We start from the raw sequence: 21,738 nt of genomic DNA, 5'->3' as shown, positions 1-21,738 counted from the left end.
TAGAGTGCTAGAAAGTAAAACTTTGAGCTTATCATAATTTTTAATGTCTTAGAAAAATAGTTTAGAAAATGACAAAATATCAAATTTACTTTCTGTTATTACTTGCTATTATTTTCTCATGTGCAGATAATAGCAAGGAGAACAATACGCTAGTATTTAAAAAATTATTAGTAAACTCAAAAGAAAACCCATCAACAATAGAAGGTAAACCGCTTTTTTCATGGTTTGTTGATGCTAAGGGTTACAATAAATCACAAACAGCCTATCATATTTTAATAGCATCATCAGAAGAAAAATTAAATGAAAATGAAGCTGATGTATGGAATTCTGAAAAAGTAAAAAGTGATAAATCAACTTTTGTAAAATACAAAGGCAAAGCAATAAAGGCCTTAAAAACCTATTTCTGGAAAGTTAAAATTTGGGATGAAACTGAAGCTGTCTCAAATTGGTCGGAAGTTCAAACATTCCAAACCGGATTGATAGATTCTAAAAATTGGGGCGCTTCAAAATGGATTACCTTAAATAAAGACACAAGAACCTCAGAACATCGTTTTAGAGATTATAAAACTGGGAGAATGCAAAAGCCAGAACCTGTTGATGGATTTGCGGCTAGTTATTTTAGAAATGAGGTAGATATTGAAAAAAAACTAAAAAATGCTCAGGCTTACATCTGCGGATTAGGCTATTACGAATTGTATCTAAATGGAGAAAAAGTAGGTGACCATGTTTTAGATCCTGCACCTTCAAACTACGATAAGCAGGCTTATTATGTCAACTATGATATTACCGAAGAATTAAAATTAGGGAAGAATGCTTTCGGAATTATTTTAGGAAACGGGTTTTACGGACAAAATATTTCGTGGAAACGCGATCCAGAATCAAATAAGGATTTGGCATACGGTCCACCAACGGTTAAGCTTTTAGTTAAACTAAAATATGAAGATGGAACTGAAGCTGATTTCTATACTGATGAGGCTTGGAAAGAAGCAACAGGACCAATTGTATTTAACAATATTTATGGAGGAGACACCTACGATGCACGCTATGAATTAGGTGATTGGACAACGGTTAACTATGATGATAAAAACTGGGAAAATGCAAAAGAAGCGTCACCTAAACTAAAGAAAATTAGTGCTCAACAAATTCCGCCTATTAAAAAGCTTAAAGAATTCGAACCTCAACATGTCTTTAAAGGTGCGGATGGAGAATGGATTGTAGATTTCGGACAAAATATTGCGGGTTGGGTAAAACTCAATGTTAAAGAAAAAGAAGGACAGTTGATTGAAGTAATCACCACTGAAGCTTTATTAAATAACGGAAAAGATATTTTTCAAGGTTCAACTGGTGGTGGTGCCAATGGTATGGCACAGGTTTATAAATACATTTGTAAGGGCGATGGTTTAGAATCTTGGGAGCCTAAATTTAGTTATCATGGATTTAGGTATGCAAAAATTACGGGAATTTCCAAAAAGCCAGATGCTAAAATGATTAAAGCTGTTTTAGTAGCTACAGATATTAAAGAAACTGGAAGTTTTACTTCTTCTGATGAATTAATTAATAAAATGCACAGCATCAGTAAATGGACCATTGTAGATAATATTCATGGAATTCCCGAAGATTGTCCGCATCGTGAAAAATGCGGTTGGTTAGGCGATGCACATGCTTTTTGCGAATATGCATTGTATAATTATGATATGTACGATTTCTATAAAAAATACATGGAAGATATCCGTACACAAATGCGACCTACTAAAGGTCATAATAACCCAGAAATTAACTTTCAAGTGCCTACTATGATTGCACCTGGTAAACGGACATCGACCTATGCTAAAATAGATTGGGGAGTTGCTACCATGTATTTGCCGTGGTATAATTATAAGTTTTATGGAGATGATACCATTGTAAAAGAGTATTACGTAGACATGAAAAACTTAACTGAATTCTATTTAAATTTTAAAGGAGAAGATGGTATTATGCAAGACGGAATGGGAGATTGGTGTCCACCACTTTGGGATCGAAGAAATAATCCAAGTGCTATGGAATGCGACCCAATCATTTCAGCCAATGCTTATTTTTATGACGTTTTAGGGATTATGGAACGTTTTGCCAAAATGAATAACGACTCTGTTTATGAAGCAAAAATGAAACAAGAAAAAGAAGCGTTAAAGATGGCATTTAATAAAGAGTTCTTAGTTGAAATTCCTAATACAAATTATCAATGGTATCAAAGTCAGACAGCAACTGTCCAAGCATTACAATTCAATATGGTACCAGAAGATAAAATTGAAAGTGTAGTCAATGGATTAGCTTATAATATTGTAGAAGTTAAAGGAGGGCATCATTCCACAGGGATACATGGAAACCGCTATATTTACACCGTTTTGTCCAATTACGGAAAAGCAGATTTAGCCTATCAAATATTAACCACACCAGATTTTCCAAGTCAAACTTATGTGATTAATTCTGGTTTTACAACCTGGCCAGAACGTCAGTTTGAGTGGGAGAAAATGGAAGGTCCAACCAATTCGTTAAACCATCCAATGCATAGTGGATTTGCGGCTTATTTTTATGAATCGTTAGGTGGTATTAAATCCTCTGAAATACATCCTGGATATAAATTGTTTGTTGTTGACCCAGAATTCCCAAATGAAATAACTAGTACAAAAGTATCGGTGCCAACACCTTATGGTAATATAAAAAATGACTGGAAAGTAGACAATGGTCTCCTAGCTATAAATCTCAATGTGCCATTCAATACAAAAGCTAAACTTATGGTGACATCTTCAGAACTTGAAAGTCTAGAAATTAACAATCAACTGGTTGAAGACTTTAAAAAGCAAAATACGTTAGAGATTGTAGAAGATGCTGTGATTTTTGGTTCAGGGAAATATCAGATTAAATTTTCAAAAAAATCAATGTAAAAAAGGAAGATGTAGGAGTTGTGGTAGCTTTGTTTATTATTTTTTATCTTGAAAAATGAAAATACAGTTATAAAAAAAACGAACTACATTAGCTTATATTGGGGCAACAATAACCATTCTACAGATGCCTGATAGTATACCTAAAACCTACTTGCGTAAAAATGTAAAGACAAACTGCAGGCAAACTAGAACGATTGCAGAAACTAAATTTAAATCGCAGTTAAAACTAAATACTAATTCTAATGATTGGAATACTATTCACCTAATAATAAAAGATTATAAAATGCAACAATATGTAAATGGTGAATTATTTAGTGAGGTAAACGATTTGGATAAGGCAAATAAATCTTCAAAAGGTTATATAGGTTAAAGGTTCATGTTGGTCCGCCAATGAAGATTTTAATTAGGAATATAAAGTTAAAGCACTTTTAAATATATAAAGTTAATAATTTCTGCAGGATACAACAGGATGCCTGTGTCGCAATTTCAGAATATATTTATGTTGAATTTGAATGTATAAACTATGTAATAAATACATAGGTATAGACAATTTTATTTGAGTTAGTCACTTTATTTTAATTAGGTCGGAAAAGTCATTTTTTCGACCTAATTAAATTTGCTTTACTTAAGAAATCACATTTATGGTAATGAGAGTATTAAGTTCAACATAAAAAATAGAATAATTATAAAACCGGAATTGCTTTAATAGTATTTAAAATCTTATGAAATTGAAAATTACAATACCATTTTTAGTTCTTGTTACGTTATCATTGAATGTTTTTTCACAAACTGCACCATGCGATGGAATACTTCCTTTTGAGGAAGAGAATGGTTTGTTGACCATAGAAATGGAATCAGGTATTATAAACGATGATAGATGGGAAATTGGTACTGAAACCGAGACTATAAATGGGCAAACAGTGCAAACAGAATATTTGTATTGGACAGGTCCAGAATCTTTTAATAATCTTTCTAACGCACCAATTGAATATAACATTAAAATCAATACTCCAGGAACATATAGATTTGCATGGCGAATGCGAATAGGTCAAGGAACTGCAACTGGAGAGCATAATGATGCATGGTTAAAAATAGATGGTGAAGACTTTTTTGGACTAAAACAAGGCGCTAAGGTATACCCAAAGCCATTATGTAATCAAGATCCAAATTTAACTTGCGCAGCAGGAAGTTCTACCCAAAATTTTATTAAGGCCTTTGGGAACAGATTAGATTGGACATTTGTTACTAACACTAATGATGGCGAGGCATATAGGGTGTTTGTGACTTTTGATGAGGCAAAAGATTACACTATTACCGTAGATGCGAGATCGTCATATTTGTTTATTGATAAAATGGTATTAAGATTAAATGGTATTTCTGATGGTGTTGCTTTCGATTTATCAAATAACGAATCCGCTTGTTATGATGCATCATTATCAACTGGTTTTGAAAATACATTAGAAGAAAGTATAAAAGTATTTCCTAATCCAACAAAAGATGTTTTAAATATTGAAAATTTGCCAATTAATTCAAAGCTATCAATTACTAATATGCTTGGAGTAACTATAAAATCTATAGATAATACTTTAAGAAAAGCAACAATTGATCTCAGTGGTTTAGAAAAGGGTATTTATTTTCTAACTAGTAGTGATGGTAAATCTGTTTTTACAAAAAAAATAATTAAAATATAATTAAAGGTTTAAATGAAATTATTCAAAATCATTGTTTTTAAAATTCTTTTTTTGGGCATGCCGTTTGTTTTGTTTGCTCAAATAAAACATGGCTTAAGAGATGATGCAAGTCGTCATGTCATTCCAAGAGGTTTTGTAATAAATACAAACGACCATAAAGGAGAGGTCTTTTTTAATAGTGATGACTATGCCAGAATGGTAAGAATGGGTGCCAATACGCAAGTCATTCGTTTGGAACTTGGTAAGTTGAGTTCCTTTCCAGGTGGCAAGTTAGAACCAAATTACCTCAAAAAATTAGATACCCTTGTTGACCTTGGAAGACATCACGGTATTAAAACGGTCTTTAAGATGACAGTTTATGGTGTCGATAAATTTGTATGGGAAGAATTCTGGCTAAATAAAAAAGGAGAATACAAAACCTATATTGATGCTTGGAAAGTAATTTGGAATCGATTTTCAAAGGACCAAGCAGTATTAGGATACGATGTCGTTAATGAGCCAAGAAAGTTAACAATGGATATTTCCTATGAAGATTTAACACGTAAATATCTCATTCCGTTGTATCAAAAAATAATAGATGAAAGCCAGAGAATTAATGCTGATAAAATGATTTTGTTTCAATCTATTTTTATGAATAAAGGAGAGAAAATAGACAATAATCAATATTCAGAAATTAAGGCACCAATTAACAGAAAGAATATCATTTTTGCTCCACACATATATCAAAATAATATGGATCTTATAAAACGAAATATGGAACGTTTTGATAAGGAATCTGACATGTTAAATGCTCCTATTTTAATAGGAGAATGGGGTTTTCCCACATTTGCAACCACTGATACATTGATACAGGGTAAATTAGGGCAATTAAAATACCGAGAACTGTATATAAGAACCGCGGAGGTTTTTGACCGTATGGGAGTTGGCTCAATTAAAGCTTGGTTCTTAGGAAATAGGTCTATGCAGCATTTTTTACCTGGAGGACCTTCAACTTGGTCCATATTTAGTGATAGTACAGATGCTGGTACAGTAGAGCGCAAATATATTACAGACGTTATATCAAGACCTTTTCCTCAAACCATGGCAGGAGATATTCAGTCTTTTTTCTTTAATCATGCTACTAGAACTTTAGATATTAAAATTAAGCCAGATAACAGCAAAGGGGCTTCAAAAATTTTTGTTGGTGCTAACAGACATTATCCAGATGGTTTTTCTATTATAATTGATGAGCAATCAATCTTGTATTATAATCCATTAAAAAATACTGGTCTTGAAATTTATAAATTAGCTAAAAACATTGATCCAACAGATTTTATTTGGGATGCTAATAGTCAAAAATTAATTGTATTAAAATGGCCTACAAGTAAAGAGGAAGTAAATATTAAAATTGTACCAGGTTTAAGAAATTATGAATAGAATAAAAATTAAAAGTGTATTTATGAAGAAGTTAATATTAGGAGGTTTTGTTGCCTTGTTTTTAGGATGTAATTCTAGCAAAGTGATTGCACAACATAAAGATCAAGACGATACAAATATTGCTAAAAAGGTAGAAACACTTCTAAGCAAAATGACTTTAGATGAAAAGATTGCCGAAATGACTCAAGATGCTCCTGCAAATGATAGGCTAGGTATTCCGTTTATGAAATATGGAGAAGCATTGCATGGATTATGGCTTGTTCTTGATTATTACGGTAACACTACTGTTTATCCGCAAGCGGTTGCCAGTGCATCAACTTGGGAACCTGAACTCATTAAAAAAATGGCTTCTCAAACAGCGCTAGAAGCACGTGCTTTAGGTGTTACGCATTGTTATTCACCTAATTTAGATGTTTACGCAGGAGATGCGCGTTACGGTCGTGTTGAAGAATCGTATGGTGAAGACCCATATTTAGTATCGCGAATGGGTGTTGCATTTATTCAAGGTTTACAGGGTACGGGAGATGAACAATTTGATGAAAATCATGTAATTGCAACGGCCAAACATTTTGTAGGATATCCTGAAAACCGTCGTGGAATTAATGGAGGATTCAGTGACATGTCAGAACGTCGATTACGTGAAGTCTACCTTCCATCTTTTGAAGCAGCAGTAAAGGAAGCGCAAGTAGGTTCTGTTATGCCAGGTCATCAAGACTTTAACGGAGTTCCATGCCATATGAATACTTGGTTATTAAAGGATATTTTGAGAGATGAATTAGGTTTTGACGGTTTTATTGTTTCAGATAATAATGATGTAGGGAGAATAGAAACTATGCATTTTATTTCTGAAACCAGAACTAAAGCTGCTATTTTAGGCTTAAAAGCTGGCGTAGACATGGACTTGGTAATAGGTAAAAATGTTGAGTTAGCAACGTATCACGCTAATGTTTTGAAGGATACAATAATGAAAGATCCTTCACTGATGCCTTACATAGATAAAGCTACATCACGGATTTTGACAGCGAAATATAAATTGGGTTTATTTGATACAGAGCCAAAAGAAATTGATGAGGAAACAGTAAATGCAGGTCGAGAAGAACATCGTGAGTTTGCATTAGAGATTGCTGAAAAATCTATTATCATGCTAAAAAATGATAATAATCTCTTACCTCTAGATTTGTCAAATATAAAATCATTAGCTGTTATTGGACCTAACGCTCATGAAGAAAGACCTAAAAAGGGAACATACAAATTATTAGGTGGCTATTCAGGATTACCACCATATTATGTTTCAGTTCTAGATGGTTTAAAGAAAAAAGTAGGTGATAAAGTAAAAATAAACTACGCTAAAGGATGTGATATTGATAGTTTCTCAAAAGAAGACTTTCCAGAGGCTATTTCTGCAGCAAAAAATTCAGATGCAGTTGTTCTAGTAGTGGGTAGCTCTCATAAAACGTGTGGTGAAGGCGGAGACCGTTCTGATCTCGATTTGTATGGTGTTCAAAATGAACTAGTAGAGGCTATTTATAAAACAGGGAAGCCTGTAATTGTAGTACTAATTAATGGTCGTCCATTGAGTATAAACTACATAGCCGAAAATATTCCGTCCGTACTTGAAACGTGGTATGGTGGCATGAGAGCTGGTGATGCTGTTGCCAACGTAATTTTTGGGGATGTAAACCCAGGAGGTAAACTTACCATGTCCTTTCCGCGCTCCGTTGGGCAAGTTCCGGTCACTTATCTTGAGCGTCCAGACTTCATTGGATCAGGAAAAGGACAGTATCGATTTAATGATAAGTCACCTTTATTTCCGTTCGGATATGGTTTAAGTTATACAACCTTTAAATATGGTACACCAAAAATTGAAAGTGCTACAATAAATGCAGATGGATCAACTACGGTTTCTGTAGAAGTAACAAATACCGGAAAAAGAGAAGGTGATGAGGTGGTACAAATGTATGTGCGAGACGATTTTGCATCTGTTGGTCGTTATTTAAAAATGCTGAAGGGATTTGAACGTATATCATTAAAACCAGGAGAAACAAAAACCGTAACATTTAAGTTAGGATTTGATGAACTAAATGTATTAAATCAAGAAATGAAAAAAGTGGTAGAACCTGGTACATTTACGATTTCAGTTGGTGCTTCGTCTTTAGATAAAGATTTACAGAAAGTGACGCTTAACGTTAAATAATGTGAAAGCGTCTGCTTTTTTTATCGTTATTGTAATGCTCTTTAACTCTTGTGTTGATGGTAAAAAGAGTGCATCAGATAGTTTGAAAGCGGAATCAATTCGGAATAAAAATAAGCCTAATATCGTATTTATTTTAGTTGATGATTTAGGATACCACGATTTAGGAGTTACAGGGAGTACATTTTACGAAACGCCAAATATAGACCAGTTAGCAAACGAATCTATGATTTTTAAAAATGGCTATGCGGCAAGTCGTGTTTGCAGTCCATCAAGGGCTAGTATAATGACAGGTAAATTTACTGCAAGACATGGCATAACGGATTGGATTGGAGCAAAAACTGGAGAAAATTGGAGAAGCAGAAATAGGCATGATAAACTATTGCCTGCCGAGTACATACATACATTGCCAAAAGCAGAAATAACTATTGCAGAAGCTTTTCAACAAGCAGAATACAAGACTTTTTTTGCTGGTAAGTGGCATTTAGGAGGTGAAGGGTCTTATCCAGAAAATCACGGCTTTGATATCAATATTGCAGGTATAGATGCAGGTTCGCCTAGAGGAGGCTATTTTTCTCCATGGAACAATCCTAAACTTCAGAACAAGAATAAAGGTGACAACCTAACGATACGATTGGCTAATGAAACAGCAGATTTTATTGGCAAGCATAAAGATTCTGCATTTTTTGCTTTTTTATCTTTTTATGCGGTACATGCACCAATTCAAACCACACAAGAAAAGTGGAAAAAATATAGAGACAAGGCTGATAGCGCAGTAATAGCAGATAAAGGTTATGCGATGGAGCGTGTCTTACCTATTCGTCAAGTTCAAGATAACCCTATTTATGCTGGCTTAGTAGAAACTATGGATGATGCTGTAGGCATTGTTTTAGAAGCCCTTGAAGCTAATGGAGTAGCAGATAATACCATCGTAGTTTTTACATCAGACAATGGAGGAGTTGCTTCTGGTGATCATTACGCAACAAGTAATTTACCTTTAAGAGGAGGAAAAGGCTATCAATGGGAAGGTGGTATAAAAGAACCTTTTTTTATAAAGGTACCTTGGTTAGACAATGGAGGAACAAAAACGGATTGTCCAGTTATAGGTACTGATTTTTATCCTACACTTTTAGATTTAGCCAATTTACAACTTAACCAACAACAGCATGCAGATGGTATAAGTCTTAAGCCGTTGTTAGAAGGCAAAGATTTAATTGTTAAAAGACCATTGTATTGGCATTATCCGCATTATGGAAATCAAGGCGGTGAACCAACCTCTATAATTCAACAAGATGGTTGGAAGCTAATTCATTATTGGGAAGATGGTCATGAAGAACTTTATAAGTTACCATCAACAGAGCACGATTCGTTAAATGTAATTTCAAGTTATCCAAAAATAGTAGAAAATATGAGTGATAGTTTGATGTTGTGGTTAAAAGAAGTTAATGCAAAGTTTCCAACTGAAGACACTGAGTACAATAAATCAAAAGCTGAAAGCAGGAGACTAAATACCATAAACAATAAGTGGCCATCACTAGAAAATAATAGACTAAAAGTACTTTCAAAAGACTTTCAGCCCAATGACAATTGGTGGAAGAGTAAAGTAACAATTGATTAAATTAAAAGCTAAAATCGAAATGATGAATTCTTTTAAAAAAAAATTAGAATAAAAGGAAATAATTGAAACAAGAGTTTTTGAACTCTGGTTTCAATAGCTTCAAGTCAACTAAAACTATAAAATTGTAATCAAATAAAAATAATTTTAGGATTGGTGCAGGTTAGTGCAGGATACTATCCTAATTTTTTATAAATATATTTATAACGCAAAACGGTTGCTGTCTTGCAACTAACTAAATATTAATTAATTAAAACTAATAAATTATGAAAAAAATTACTTTAAAAATTAGCGCATTTTTATTATTAAGCATGTGTATGCTTCAAGTACAGGCTCAGGCATGTCCTGAAATATATCTCGAAGAGGGTTCTTATTTGATTTCAACATGTGGTTCAACTCCTGAACTTTATCTTACTATTGATGGTACTACTGGCGATTTAGTATGGGCAGAAGAAATTGGGAGCAATAATCCAACGCAAGTTTGGACTATACAAGATCATGTTACTCCAAGTGGTACTGGTTACGTTCAAATTACAGCAGACGTTACTCCTGGTCCTGGTCCGTTTACAATGATTGTAGATCAATCAACTATAGCTACAGATGAAACTGGTGCTATTGATCAAAATGATAAAGAATTTAGGATTTCTGTTAGAACAGGTCTTCCAGTAGCTGATGAGACTGCTGCAGATTACGGTTTTGATCAATTTCAAAGAAGAAGAACCGCTGGTTTTGGTGGTCCTGGAAACGATGCATTGTTTGTTAAACCATTAGGAGCGTCAGGTGGTTCAAGATATGGTGTAATACCAACTGCAGCAGGCGAGGATGTGTTGTTTGATGGTGGTGGAATTGATGGACTTAGATTTGTTTTTATAGAGGCATTGCCATTAAGCGATGAAGAGTTTGATACAAGTTCTGTTTTTATCTCAAACCCAGTTAAAGATGAGTTATCAATTGAAGGTTTAAATCAAAATATTAATAAAATTTCTGTTTACGACTTACTTGGAAAACAAGTAATTACAAGCAGTCTTGAAGCTGATACATCTTCAACTAATTTAGATGTAAGTACACTTACTAGTGGTATATACATTGTTAAACTAGAAGGAGAGAATGGTGCTACTTTCAGTAAAAAAATTATAAAAGAATAAGCATCATTTAATTTATAGAAAATTTTTAAAATCATCCTGTCTTTTGCAATGTAAAAAAGATAGGATGATTTTTTTGTTAAATACTAAATAGTACTGCTATGCAAAGAATAGCCTTTAAAATGAAATTAAATAAGAATCAAAAAGAGACTTATAAAAAGCGTCATGATGAATTATGGCCAGAACTCAAAACGCTTTTAAAAGCAAATGGTGTCAGCGAGTATTCCATTTTTTTTGATGAAGAGACTAGTATACTTTTTGCATTTCAAAAGGTTTCTGGCGAAGGAGGTTCTCAAGATTTGGCAAACAATGAAATTGTGAAAAAATGGTGGGATTTTATGGCAGATATCATGGAAGTAAATCCAGATAATTCACCAGTATCTATACCTCTAGAAGAAGTATTCTACATGCAATAGATTTTTATGGATTTTTTAACTATTTCTCAGTATAGGTCAGGATACTATTTTTTATTGTTCTGATTATTTTTATTAAGTTTTTCAAGTTAAAAAAAAAGAAAAGACATGAAAAAAAATACACTTAGCAAAAAGTTTTTAAGAAAAAGCTTAGGTCTTCTTCTCACAATGTGCTTTGTTCAACTTCAGTTTGGACAAGTAGTTTTAGAAAATGAAGTACATATTACTGATTTTGGCTTACACTTTAATGGAAGCAAAGTATCAAATACATCATCTGATAACGGAAGTACTACTGTTTATGATTACGTTTTCGGACAAAACATTTCCGCGCATGGTGATTGTATCAAGACCTATGGCGATTATGTGTTTATGACTTGGTATCGTGGTGGAAAAACAGATAGGCATGTGATGTTAACAAGATACAACACCGTTACTGGTACCATGGCGACTATTGAGTTTCCGCATACACATACAGGTTTTCAAAATAAATGGTGGCTCGGAGAATCTCACAACACTATTGCTGTTGGTGTAAGTCCTTTAGACGGAACTATACACCTATTGTATGATATGCATGCTTACAGTGCATCTAGACCATCAGATGGGAGTTTGGCCAATGATTATTTTAGATATTCTTATTCTATTGCAAATACTGCAACACTTCCTGATGCAGAATTTACCTTAGATAAATTTGTTCAAAATACAACTGGTGGCTATAAACATTTAAGAATGCCTGGTAATGAAAATCAAAATGAATTTGCAGGTTTGACCTACCCAAAGTTCTTTCTAAATGATGCAGGAGAACTTTTGATGAATATGCGTGAAGGTGGTAATAATAATGGCAAGTATAAGTTCACTAAGTACAATGCAACGACTTCTACTTGGTCTAATTTTATTGACTTTAATGAACTAAATGCTCAAAGTCAATCAGGTGTCGATTTTAATTGGGGACTTTATGGTAGCATAAAGTACGTTAATGGTAAAATGCGAATCGGTTTTCAACGACGCTCTGCAGATAATAATGACAGGTACCAATATCAAAATGGTGTTTATTATGCTTATTCTGATGACCAAAGTGGTGCTTCTAATTGGAAAAACCATGAAGGCACAAGTTTTAGTTTACCATTATACGATGCCGACTTAATTAAAGTAATGGAGCCTGGAGATTATGTGCAAACAACACTAGCTAATCAAGTTTATATCGTACAAGGTTTCGATTGGACGGTTACCGATAATGGTGATGTACACATCATTAGTAGTGTAAGAGATCTTGAATTTAATGTTACTAAGAATTTGCATACTTATAAACCGGCTGGTGCTACCGATTTTATAACCTCAGAAAATTTTTCTGGAGCGGAAGCAATTTACACAGCTGGAGATGATGTCTTTATTATAGGTTTAAGTAATGGTAGAGTTAAAGTTGAAAAAACGGAAGGTGGCACAAATAATTTCACTACCGTATATCAGGCTACTTCTGGCAAAACCTTTGACCACGGTCAGGTACACATAGATAATGGTAAGTTGTATTATTATATGATGGAAAACGCTTCAGGAAGTGCACAACCGCTATACCTTCAAATTATAGATTTAGATATTATTCAAGAACCATTTAGAGTATCGCTAACCTCTCCATTTGATGGTGAAACTTATGATATAGGAGAAACTATTCAAATTTCAGCAGATGCAGTTAATGAAAATGGAAGTATCTCTAAAGTGGAGTTTTTGGTTAACGGTTCATTGTTTGGAGAAGATACAACCGAGCCATACGCTTTAGATTGGACACCAACTACAGAAGGTGCATATACTGTTCAGGCAGTAGCCTTTAATGGATCTAACGAAACCGTTTCTTCTTCTGAAATTACAGTTAATTGGCAAATAGATGATCCTAACGATTTAACAGGTGATATTTATCGCATCAAGAATTTTGTAACTGGGAAATATTTACATTCTGTAGGTGCTGATGTTGTTGAGAGTGATGATGGCACTAACGTTGCCGCTGGTGATAAAGAATGGGAATTTGTTTTAGCTGGAGCTTATTATAATATAGAAAGTAAAAGAGATGATCGTGGTATTTTAAGAGCTGCAGGAAATCCACCAAATGATATCATCAATACTGGTTTTGGAGCACCAAGAGAAGATTCCGACAAACAATTTACAGTCATTTATAATAGTAGTGATGGCACGTATCAGTTTGAAACTAAAAACGGTTCAAATTATATATACCATAATGCTAATGGTATTATTGAACACGTTAGCAACACAGACGATAGATCTAAATGGATAGTAGAATCTACAACGCTAAGTATTCCTGAGGTTGAAACCAATGCTTTTACGGCAAAGATTTTTCCGAATCCAGCTGAGGATGCGTTTGCAATTCAGTTAAATAATGTCAGTAAAGCTAGCGTTGTGATTTACAATATGCTTGGTAAAATTGTTTATAAAGACACTATGGAATCTGATAGAATTGATATTGCAAATAATGGGCAATTCAAATCAGGCTTGTATTTAATAAAAGTTACAGATGATAACCAAAGAGTTTTCTGTTCAAAACTTATGATTAACTAATCAGTAAAATTTAAATTTAAAAGAACCAGAGGTAATAAAACTTCTGGTTTTTTTATAATTATTTTTAACAGATATTATTCATATAATATCGAGACAGTACAGGATAGTTTTTATGTAAAAAAATTAGACTTTGGTAATTACTATTTCAATCTTATAAGAGCTGTAGATGCATCCAGGTTTATGTAAAATGAAACAATCAAAAAAAACAAAACTTCCTTTATTATTTTGGTGCTGTATTGTGTCATTTTGTTTCTGCATGTCTTGTAATCAAGAATATAGTAGAGCAGCAGAAAATTTAACGGTTTCTGAGAATTTCAAAAATCCTATAGGCTTTTATAATGCCAACCCAACGTTTTCTTGGAAACTACCTGTTTCAGAACAAACTAAATCGCAATCTGCTTACCAAATAGTTGTAGCGTCTTCAAAAGAATTATTACCTAATAATGCTGATTTATGGGATTCTAAAAAGCAAAAAAGTAAGCAATCTACTTTTGTAAAATATCAAGGAAAAGTATTAGAATCAAGACAAAAAGTATTTTGGCAAGTGAGGTATTGGAATCAGGATAAAAACGCTTCAGATTGGAGCGAAATCAACTCTTTTGAATTAGGCTTACTAAATAATTCTGATTGGAAAGCAAAATGGGCTGGCTTAGTTACAGCCAAAGATAGTATTAAAGGCGTTCGCAATTTTTTAATGCATCATCCACAATATTTAAGAAAAGGATTCGAGTTGTCTACTGATGTGGCATCGGCAAGATTATACATTACTGCAAAAGGTGTTTTTGATGTGCATTTAAATGGAAAAGATGTTAGTGATGATGTCATGCCACCTGGTTGGACGCCCTATAATCATCGTATTGAAACTATGACTTATGATGTTACAGAGCTTTTAGAAACTGGTAAAAATGCCTTAGCAGTCGAGTTGGCTTCTGGATGGCATTCAGGAAGAATCAGTAGAGGTAAAGCATTGTATGAAAATTTTGCATCACCCAAAATTCTTTGTCAGTTAGAATTAGTAATGAAAGATGGTTCTAAACAATACATTTTATCTGATGAAACATGGAAAGGAACTACAAATGGGCCAATACGTTTAGCGAGTATTTACGATGGGGAAGTATATGATGCAAACTTTGAAATATCAAATTGGAATATTGCTACTTTTGATGATTCCAGCTGGGAATTGGTTGAAAGTGAAGCGATTTCTAAGGATGTCAGATTAGCTCCAAAAAGACATCATAGTGTGAAGAATAAAATCACTATTGATGATGTAGAACTAGTTTCAGTAAATAAGAATTCAGCTATTTTTAATTTGAAACAGAACATTGTTGGTGTTCCAAAAGTGAAAGTGCCAATGAAAAAGGGTGATACCTTAAAAATTCGCTTTTCTGAAATGCTGTTGTCAGATGGAACTTTTTACACCAAGAATTATCGTTCTGCAAAGTCAACTGATTATTACATTGCTGCTAAAAATGGTGTTGTAGAATATGTTCCAAAATTCACATTTCACGGATTTCAATTTTTAGAATTATGTGGTTATGATAAAAATGCAAAACCAGATGTTTCTTGGGTGCAAGGAATAGCGCAACATTCTAATTTTGAAAAAAATGGAACGTTTACTTCTTCACATGAAAAATTAAATCAATTGCAAAGTAATATTACTTGGGGATTACGAGATAATTTTTTTGATATTCCTACAGATTGCCCACAACGCGATGAACGTTTAGGGTGGACAGGAGATGCTCAGGTTATTGCTCCAACAGCATTATTTAACTATGACACGCATGCATTTTGGACAGCTTGGTTGCAAAGTCTTCGTGAAAATCAGTCTGAACACAACAACGGTTTAGTACCTTTTATAGTGCCAGATGTGCTTCAAAACAAAAATGGAGGTTCTGGTTGGGGAGATGCTTGTGTTATGGTGCCTTGGGATATTTATAACATAACGGGAGACGTTACAATACTTGAAGAAAGTTATGAATCTGCTAAAAAATGGGTAGGTTACTATCAATCTAAGGTTAGAAACAAACCTTACATACCGATAATGCATTCGTTTGGAGATTGGTTACAACCTTATCCTTCTAAAAGCTTAAAAAAAGCAAATAGAGGCGATACACCAAAAGAGTTAATTAATACGGCTTATTTTGCGCATTCTGCGCATTTAATATCTAAAATTGCTGGTGTTTTAGGCAAAACAGATGATGAAAAAAAATTCATGGATTTATATAAAGCTGTTGCTAATGCTTTTGAAAATGAATTTTTTGACGAAAACGGAAAGTTCAAACAAGACAGGCAAACGCAAACAAGTTATTTACTAGGAATATATTTTGATTTATTTAAACCAGAAACCAAACTAAAAGCACAAAACCACTTGCTTGAAGAAATTAAGAATGCCGATTATCATTTAGGAACAGGATTTTTGGGAACACCACTTTTACCAAAGGTTTTGGATGATATGGGAGAAATAGAATTAATGTATAAAATCCTATTTAAGGAAACCTATCCATCTTGGTTTTACTCTATAAATCAAGGAGCCACCACCATGTGGGAACGTTGGAATAGCTTTAGCAAACAAGATGGCTATAATCCACAAAGTATGAACAGCCTTAACCATTATGCTTATGGTGCCATAGGACAGTGGATGTATGAACGCATTGCAGGAATTGCATCATTAGAACCTGGATACAAGAAAATAAGAATTGCACCTTTACCAAATACTGAGTTTTTAACATCAGCTTCTGCAAGTGTAAAAACGCCTTATGGAAAAGCAGGATCATCTTGGAAAATAGAAAATAGTACTTTTAACCTTGATGTTGTTATTCCACCAAATACAACTGCTGAGATTCAAATTCCTTATGGAACACAAGATAATTTAATCGTAAACGCAAGTACTTTCAAAGAAACTTCAAATTTAAAATTAATCAGTTCTGATAATGATTCAATAAAGATTTTAGCAGAACCAGGAACATATAACTTTCAAACTAAACTTTAAAACATGTTTAAAAAATCAAATTTCAAATATTTAGCATACGCTTTGGTCTTTTTGAGTTTAATAATCTCTTGTGACTCTAAAGGCTCATTAGAAAGCGCAACAGATTTGACTATTTCCGAAGGATTTAAAAATCCAATAGGTTTTTATGATGCTAACCCAACATTTTCTTGGAAATTACCTGTATCAGAAAGCAATAAAAGTCAGTCGGCTTATCACATTGTAGCGGCAAGCAAGCCAGATTTGTTACCTGATAATGCTGATTTATGGGATTCAGAAAAGCAAACTTCGGAGCAATCAACTTGGATTACCTACGGAGGAAAACCACTCGAATCTCGCCAAAAAGTATATTGGCAAGTGAAATATTGGAATCAAAATGGAGACTCTTCAAAGTGGAGTGAAACCAATCATTTTGAATTGGGTTTATTAAACAATAGTGATTGGAAAGCTAAATGGATTGGGTTAGATACTGCAAAAGATAGCATTAGAGGTAGAGAAAACGTAATAATACACAAACCACAATATTTAAGAAAAGGGTTTGAGTTATCTAGCGATGTCACTTCAGCACGTTTATACATTACATCTAAAGGCGTGTTTGATGTGTCTATTAACGGTGAAAATGTTTCAGATGACGCAATGTCGCCTGGTTTTACAACTTATGACAAACGTATTGAGACCCTAACGTATGATGTTACTAATTTAATAGAATCAGGACAAAATACTATTGGTGTTGAACTGGCTTCGGGTTGGCATTCTGGTCGTTTACTTTGGGGAACAACACCTTGGGATAATACAATTTCGCCAAAAGTTTTAGCACAGTTAGAAATGACTATGAGTGATGGTTCTAAAGAAATCATAGTTTCTGATGTTAGTTGGAAAGGAATGACCAACGGACCACTTCAGTTTGCTGAAATCTACGATGGCGAAATTTATAATGCGAATTTAGAAATGCCTAATTGGACGACTAACAATTTTGATGATAAAAATTGGACAACTGTTGAAGTTGGAGCTATTGATGCTAATGTGAAGTTAGAACCAAAACGTCATACTACCGTAAAAGATAAAATAAAGTTAGTACCACAAGATATTACGAGTAATGACGGAGTGGCTGTATTTGATTTAAAACAAAATATGGTTGGTGTCCCTCTTGTAAATGTTCCAATGAAAAAAGGTGACACACTAAAAATTAGATTCGCAGAAATGCTATCACCAGATGGCACGTTTTATACTAAAAATTATAGAAGCGCACATTCTACAGATTATTATATTGCCGCGAAAGATGGAGATATTGAATATCAACCAAAATTTACATTTCATGGTTTTCGATTTGTTGAATTAAGTGGATTTGATACCTCAGAAACACCAACGAAAGATTGGGTAACGGGTATTGTGCAGTATTCCGATTTTGAAGATAACGGTACGTTTACCTCTTCGCATGATAAATTGAACCAGCTACAAAGCAACATTGTTTGGGGTTTGAGAGGAAATTTTTTAGATATCCCAACCGACTGTCCGCAACGTAATGAACGTTTGGGCTGGACAGGTGATGCACAAGTATTCGGCCCAACATCCATGTTTAATGCCGATGTTTATAAATTCTGGGCAAGTTGGTTGCAAAGTGTGCGCGAGGCGCAACTAGATGATGGTGCCATTCCGTGGACGGTTCCAGATTCTCGCGGTAATAAAATTGGAAGTTCGGGTTGGGGTGATGTAGGCACAATTATTCCTTGGAAAATTTACATGCGCACTGGCGATGTGGGTTTTTTAGAAGATAATTTTGAGATGATGAAAAATTGGGTTGGGTATCATCAAAAAAAATCAAATAAACATATTTCTAATATGATGTCGTTTTCAGATTGGTTGCAACCTTTTCCTGAAAATGGAGATACCAGAGGTGATACATCTAGTAAATTAATTGGTACTGCTTTTTATGCACATTCAGCTAAATTAACAGCGAAAGTTGCTAAAACTTTAGGTAAGACAGAAGAACAGGCTAAATACGAAGAATTATATAAAACTGTTGCAAAAGCTTTTGAAAATAAATTCTTCGATGAAACAGGGAAAGTTAAAGAGGTTGCTGAAACACAAACGTCTTATTTATTGGCTTTAGCCTTTGATTTACTTTCAGATGATAAAAAAGCAAACGCTAAAAAATTCTTATTAAAAAAGATAGCAGAAGCCGATAATCATTTGCGTACAGGCTTTTTGGGAACGCCATTATTATCTGAAGTTTTAGATGAAACAGGTGAAATTGATTTGATGTATAAGCTATTATTTAATGAAACCTATCCATCATGGTTTTATTCCATTAACCAAGGTGCTACAACTATTTGGGAACGTTGGAATAGCTATAGTAAAGAAGAAGGTTTCAACCCAATGAACATGAATAGTTTAAATCATTATGCTTACGGAGCCATCGGACAATGGATGTATGAGCGCATAGCAGGTATTGCACCACTAGAAGCAGGATATAAAATCATTAAAATAGCGCCTCAACCTAACGAACCCTTAACATCGGCTTCGGCAAGTTTAAGCACACCTTATGGAAAAGTATCTTCTTCATGGAAAATTAAGGATGGTAAGTTTTTCTTGGAAGTAGTAATTCCGCCTAATACTACAGCTAAAGTTATCATACCAGCCGATAGAAGTGAAGTACTTGAAATGGACGGAAAAACGTTTGAAGACAATTCAAATATGAAGTTGATTAACACAGGAAAAGATGTGTTCGAATTGGAAGTGCAACCTGGAACATATACATTTAAATCAAAACTTAAATAAGTTGAAAAAATGAACCTAAAATTTGTAACCTGTTTACTTCTAGTATCAAATTTATTTTTAAATGCCCAATCGACAAATTTCACTAGACCAATTGTTGATAACGATGTTATTTTTATGGAAAATAATGGCATGGTAGCCGTTGAAGCTGAATACTTTAATAAGCAAAGTAAATCAGAAATTAGACAATGGTATATCACGTCCAAAGACGCTGTGTCTCATGTTGGTCGAGATGACGATACGCAACATCATTCAGGTGCAAGTAATGCCGCTTATATTGAAATATTACCAGATACGAGAGTCACACATTCCGATAAGCTCACTCAAGGAGAAAATTTCTCTAATAAAGCAGGTGAATTAGGCGTTTTGCATTATAAAGTCAGAATAAATAATCCAGGACGCTATTACGTTTGGGTACGCGCTTTCAGTGCAGGAAGTGAAGATAATGGAGTACACGTTGGGTTAAATGGTGAGTGGCCAGAACATGGGCAACGTATGCAATGGTGCGAAGGAAAACATAAATGGACATGGGAAAGCAAACAACGCACAAAAGAGAAACATTGTGGTGTATCAAAAGAAATCTATTTAGATATTGAAAAAGCGGGAATTCATGACATACAATTTAGTATGCGCGAGGATGGTTTTGAGTTCGATAAATTTATTCTAACCAAGGACAGCACATACATACCAAAAGATGAAGGGTTAAAAGTCACTACGCTTTGGCCTATGCAATCCTATTATAAACAAATTGCAGCATCTAACATTGAAAATAAGACCTTACCTATCGATGATTTTCCAATAAAAGGCATGGGATTTTACAAGCATGCTGGTGGCAAATGGCTTGGTATTAATCCTAATAAACAAAAACAAGCAGAAACAACAACGCCTTTTACATTTAAAAATGGAAATTATGATTTGGTATTTGTTGGTGTGGGAGAAAATGATGGACAATCGGAGTTTAAAATATTAATAAACGATAAAAAATTAGGAACGTTTAAGCCACCATTAACTAAAGACGTATTTGAAGAAGGCGAAAACAACAATGGCCTTTGGGGAAATGTAAAGCTTAAAAAAGGCGATAAAATTACAGTAGTTGCTAAAATTGGAAGTGCTGACGGAAAAGAATGGGCAAGAGCACGTTGGTCGGGTATTATTTTTGCGCCAGTTGGTAAAGGAAAAGACGTTATAACAACACCATTTGATGGGACATTAAAGGTTGTGCGAAATAATGCACCTGAAATTAAAGCGCCTAAAGGTCGTATTGCTGTTGTTGCCGACGGTAACTCGCCAGATCCTGACGACCTTGGTGGCACTGCCATTTCTTTGGCATTATTACGAGCTTCAGGTTTAGAAAGTCAATTAGTACATTATTCACATAGTTGTGATATTGTTCGTGTCAATAGAATTTCTGAAAAAGCTGAAATTGAAAGACATGCCCTTATGCAAAGTGTTTGCGATGTTACAGCAAGACGTTGGGGCGGATTTGAGGGGCTGAAATTTTTGGATGCTAAGTGGAATATGGATGAAACCATTAAAGATTTGGCAAAAGCCATCAACGTATCAACAGCGGAAAATCCACTTTGGATTATTGAAGCTGGCGAGCCAGATATTATAGGCTTTGCCCTTAATGCGAGTTCTAAAGACAAACATAAATATGTGAAAGTGATAACGCATCATCCTGCTAACGATGATGCAGGGGATTTTTATACATGGCAGAAAATACTAGATTTTGGCGTTGAAGAAGTTAGAATTCCTGACCAGAATATTAATTTGAAAGTCGATATTGCCAAATGGGATTGGGCTAGAGATCATAAAGACCCAAGACTACAACAAGTATGGTTGTATGGAAAAATGGCTGAGGTTGATGATGTGGTTAAGTTTCAAAAAGGAAAATGGGATTGTTCAGATGCCGGTATGATATTATATTGGATTACTGGAGCTAATGTCAACAACGGTTTAAAGCAAGGTACAGTAGATGATGTTAAAAGCATCTTAATAAATTATATAGAAAAGTAATACGAATCAA

Annotated in this window: 12 protein-coding genes; all 12 read left to right on the top strand. The window is 34.1% G+C overall.

Annotation, left to right across the window (positions count from 1 at the left end; genetic code table 11):
* Positions 1-68 precede the first annotated feature (68 nt).
* The 12 genes from HNV10_RS07375 (at position 69) to HNV10_RS17180 (ending at position 21,728) form a co-directional block, all read left to right on the top strand.
* A complete protein-coding gene (locus HNV10_RS07375; RefSeq protein ID WP_173300693.1) occupies positions 69-2,921 on the top strand; it encodes an alpha-L-rhamnosidase in 2,853 nt (950 codons plus the stop codon).
* Positions 2,922-3,045: 124 nt separating this feature from the next.
* Positions 3,046-3,291, top strand: coding sequence for a LamG domain-containing protein (locus tag HNV10_RS07370; protein ID WP_173300692.1), 246 nt, complete (start codon positions 3,046-3,048; stop codon positions 3,289-3,291).
* A gap of 352 nt (positions 3,292-3,643) precedes the next feature.
* Complete coding sequence (locus HNV10_RS07365; protein WP_173300691.1) at positions 3,644-4,612, top strand: T9SS type A sorting domain-containing protein; 969 nt, start codon at positions 3,644-3,646, stop codon at positions 4,610-4,612.
* A 12-nt stretch (positions 4,613-4,624) separates the two neighbouring features.
* Positions 4,625-6,028 carry a cellulase family glycosylhydrolase gene (locus HNV10_RS07360; protein ID WP_173300690.1) on the top strand — a complete coding sequence of 468 codons (1,404 nt, stop codon included), beginning with the start codon at positions 4,625-4,627 and terminating at the stop codon, positions 6,026-6,028.
* 22 nt (positions 6,029-6,050) lie between these two features.
* Complete coding sequence (locus tag HNV10_RS07355; protein WP_173300689.1) at positions 6,051-8,222, top strand: beta-xylosidase; 2,172 nt, start codon at positions 6,051-6,053, stop codon at positions 8,220-8,222.
* A gap of 1 nt (position 8,223) precedes the next feature.
* On the top strand, positions 8,224-9,837 hold the full coding sequence (locus HNV10_RS07350) for a sulfatase (RefSeq protein ID WP_317166889.1): 1,614 nt from the start codon (positions 8,224-8,226) through the stop codon (positions 9,835-9,837).
* A gap of 263 nt (positions 9,838-10,100) precedes the next feature.
* Positions 10,101-10,979 (top strand): T9SS type A sorting domain-containing protein, encoded by an 879-nt coding sequence (locus HNV10_RS07345; RefSeq protein ID WP_173300688.1) that lies wholly within the window; start codon positions 10,101-10,103, stop codon positions 10,977-10,979.
* A gap of 98 nt (positions 10,980-11,077) precedes the next feature.
* Positions 11,078-11,392 (top strand): L-rhamnose mutarotase, encoded by a 315-nt coding sequence (gene rhaM / locus HNV10_RS07340; RefSeq protein WP_173300687.1) that lies wholly within the window; start codon positions 11,078-11,080, stop codon positions 11,390-11,392.
* A gap of 105 nt (positions 11,393-11,497) precedes the next feature.
* Complete coding sequence (locus HNV10_RS07335; protein WP_173300686.1) at positions 11,498-13,951, top strand: T9SS type A sorting domain-containing protein; 2,454 nt, start codon at positions 11,498-11,500, stop codon at positions 13,949-13,951.
* Between the two features lie 187 nt (positions 13,952-14,138).
* On the top strand, positions 14,139-16,940 hold the full coding sequence (locus tag HNV10_RS07330; RefSeq protein WP_241695472.1) for a family 78 glycoside hydrolase catalytic domain: 2,802 nt from the start codon (positions 14,139-14,141) through the stop codon (positions 16,938-16,940).
* Between the two features lie 3 nt (positions 16,941-16,943).
* Positions 16,944-19,715 carry a family 78 glycoside hydrolase catalytic domain gene (locus HNV10_RS07325; RefSeq protein WP_173300685.1) on the top strand — a complete coding sequence of 924 codons (2,772 nt, stop codon included), beginning with the start codon at positions 16,944-16,946 and terminating at the stop codon, positions 19,713-19,715.
* 9 nt (positions 19,716-19,724) lie between these two features.
* Positions 19,725-21,728, top strand: coding sequence for a hypothetical protein (locus HNV10_RS17180; protein WP_206675993.1), 2,004 nt, complete (start codon positions 19,725-19,727; stop codon positions 21,726-21,728).
* The last annotated feature ends 10 nt before the right edge of the window (positions 21,729-21,738 follow it).

It is taken from the genome of Winogradskyella litoriviva, from assembly GCF_013249065.1.
Taxonomy (GTDB): domain Bacteria; phylum Bacteroidota; class Bacteroidia; order Flavobacteriales; family Flavobacteriaceae; genus Winogradskyella; species Winogradskyella litoriviva.
Note: the sequence above shows the minus strand (reverse complement) of the source record. Positions and strands in the feature narration are given on the sequence as shown.

What these genes read in the sequence shown, in the direction of transcription:
- HNV10_RS07345 (WP_173300688.1), top strand. Translation starts at nt 10,101, where the DNA reads ATGAAAAAAATTACTTTAAAAATTAGCGCATTTTTATTATTAAGCATG.
- rhaM (WP_173300687.1), top strand. Translation starts at nt 11,078, where the DNA reads ATGCAAAGAATAGCCTTTAAAATGAAATTAAATAAGAATCAAAAAGAG.
- HNV10_RS07325 (WP_173300685.1), top strand. Translation starts at nt 16,944, where the DNA reads ATGTTTAAAAAATCAAATTTCAAATATTTAGCATACGCTTTGGTCTTT.
- HNV10_RS07330 (WP_241695472.1), top strand. Translation starts at nt 14,139, where the DNA reads ATGAAACAATCAAAAAAAACAAAACTTCCTTTATTATTTTGGTGCTGT.
- HNV10_RS07375 (WP_173300693.1), top strand. Translation starts at nt 69, where the DNA reads ATGACAAAATATCAAATTTACTTTCTGTTATTACTTGCTATTATTTTC.
- HNV10_RS07360 (WP_173300690.1), top strand. Translation starts at nt 4,625, where the DNA reads ATGAAATTATTCAAAATCATTGTTTTTAAAATTCTTTTTTTGGGCATG.
- HNV10_RS17180 (WP_206675993.1), top strand. Translation starts at nt 19,725, where the DNA reads ATGAACCTAAAATTTGTAACCTGTTTACTTCTAGTATCAAATTTATTT.
- HNV10_RS07365 (WP_173300691.1), top strand. Translation starts at nt 3,644, where the DNA reads ATGAAATTGAAAATTACAATACCATTTTTAGTTCTTGTTACGTTATCA.
- HNV10_RS07370 (WP_173300692.1), top strand. Translation starts at nt 3,046, where the DNA reads ATGCCTGATAGTATACCTAAAACCTACTTGCGTAAAAATGTAAAGACA.
- HNV10_RS07335 (WP_173300686.1), top strand. Translation starts at nt 11,498, where the DNA reads ATGAAAAAAAATACACTTAGCAAAAAGTTTTTAAGAAAAAGCTTAGGT.
- HNV10_RS07355 (WP_173300689.1), top strand. Translation starts at nt 6,051, where the DNA reads ATGAAGAAGTTAATATTAGGAGGTTTTGTTGCCTTGTTTTTAGGATGT.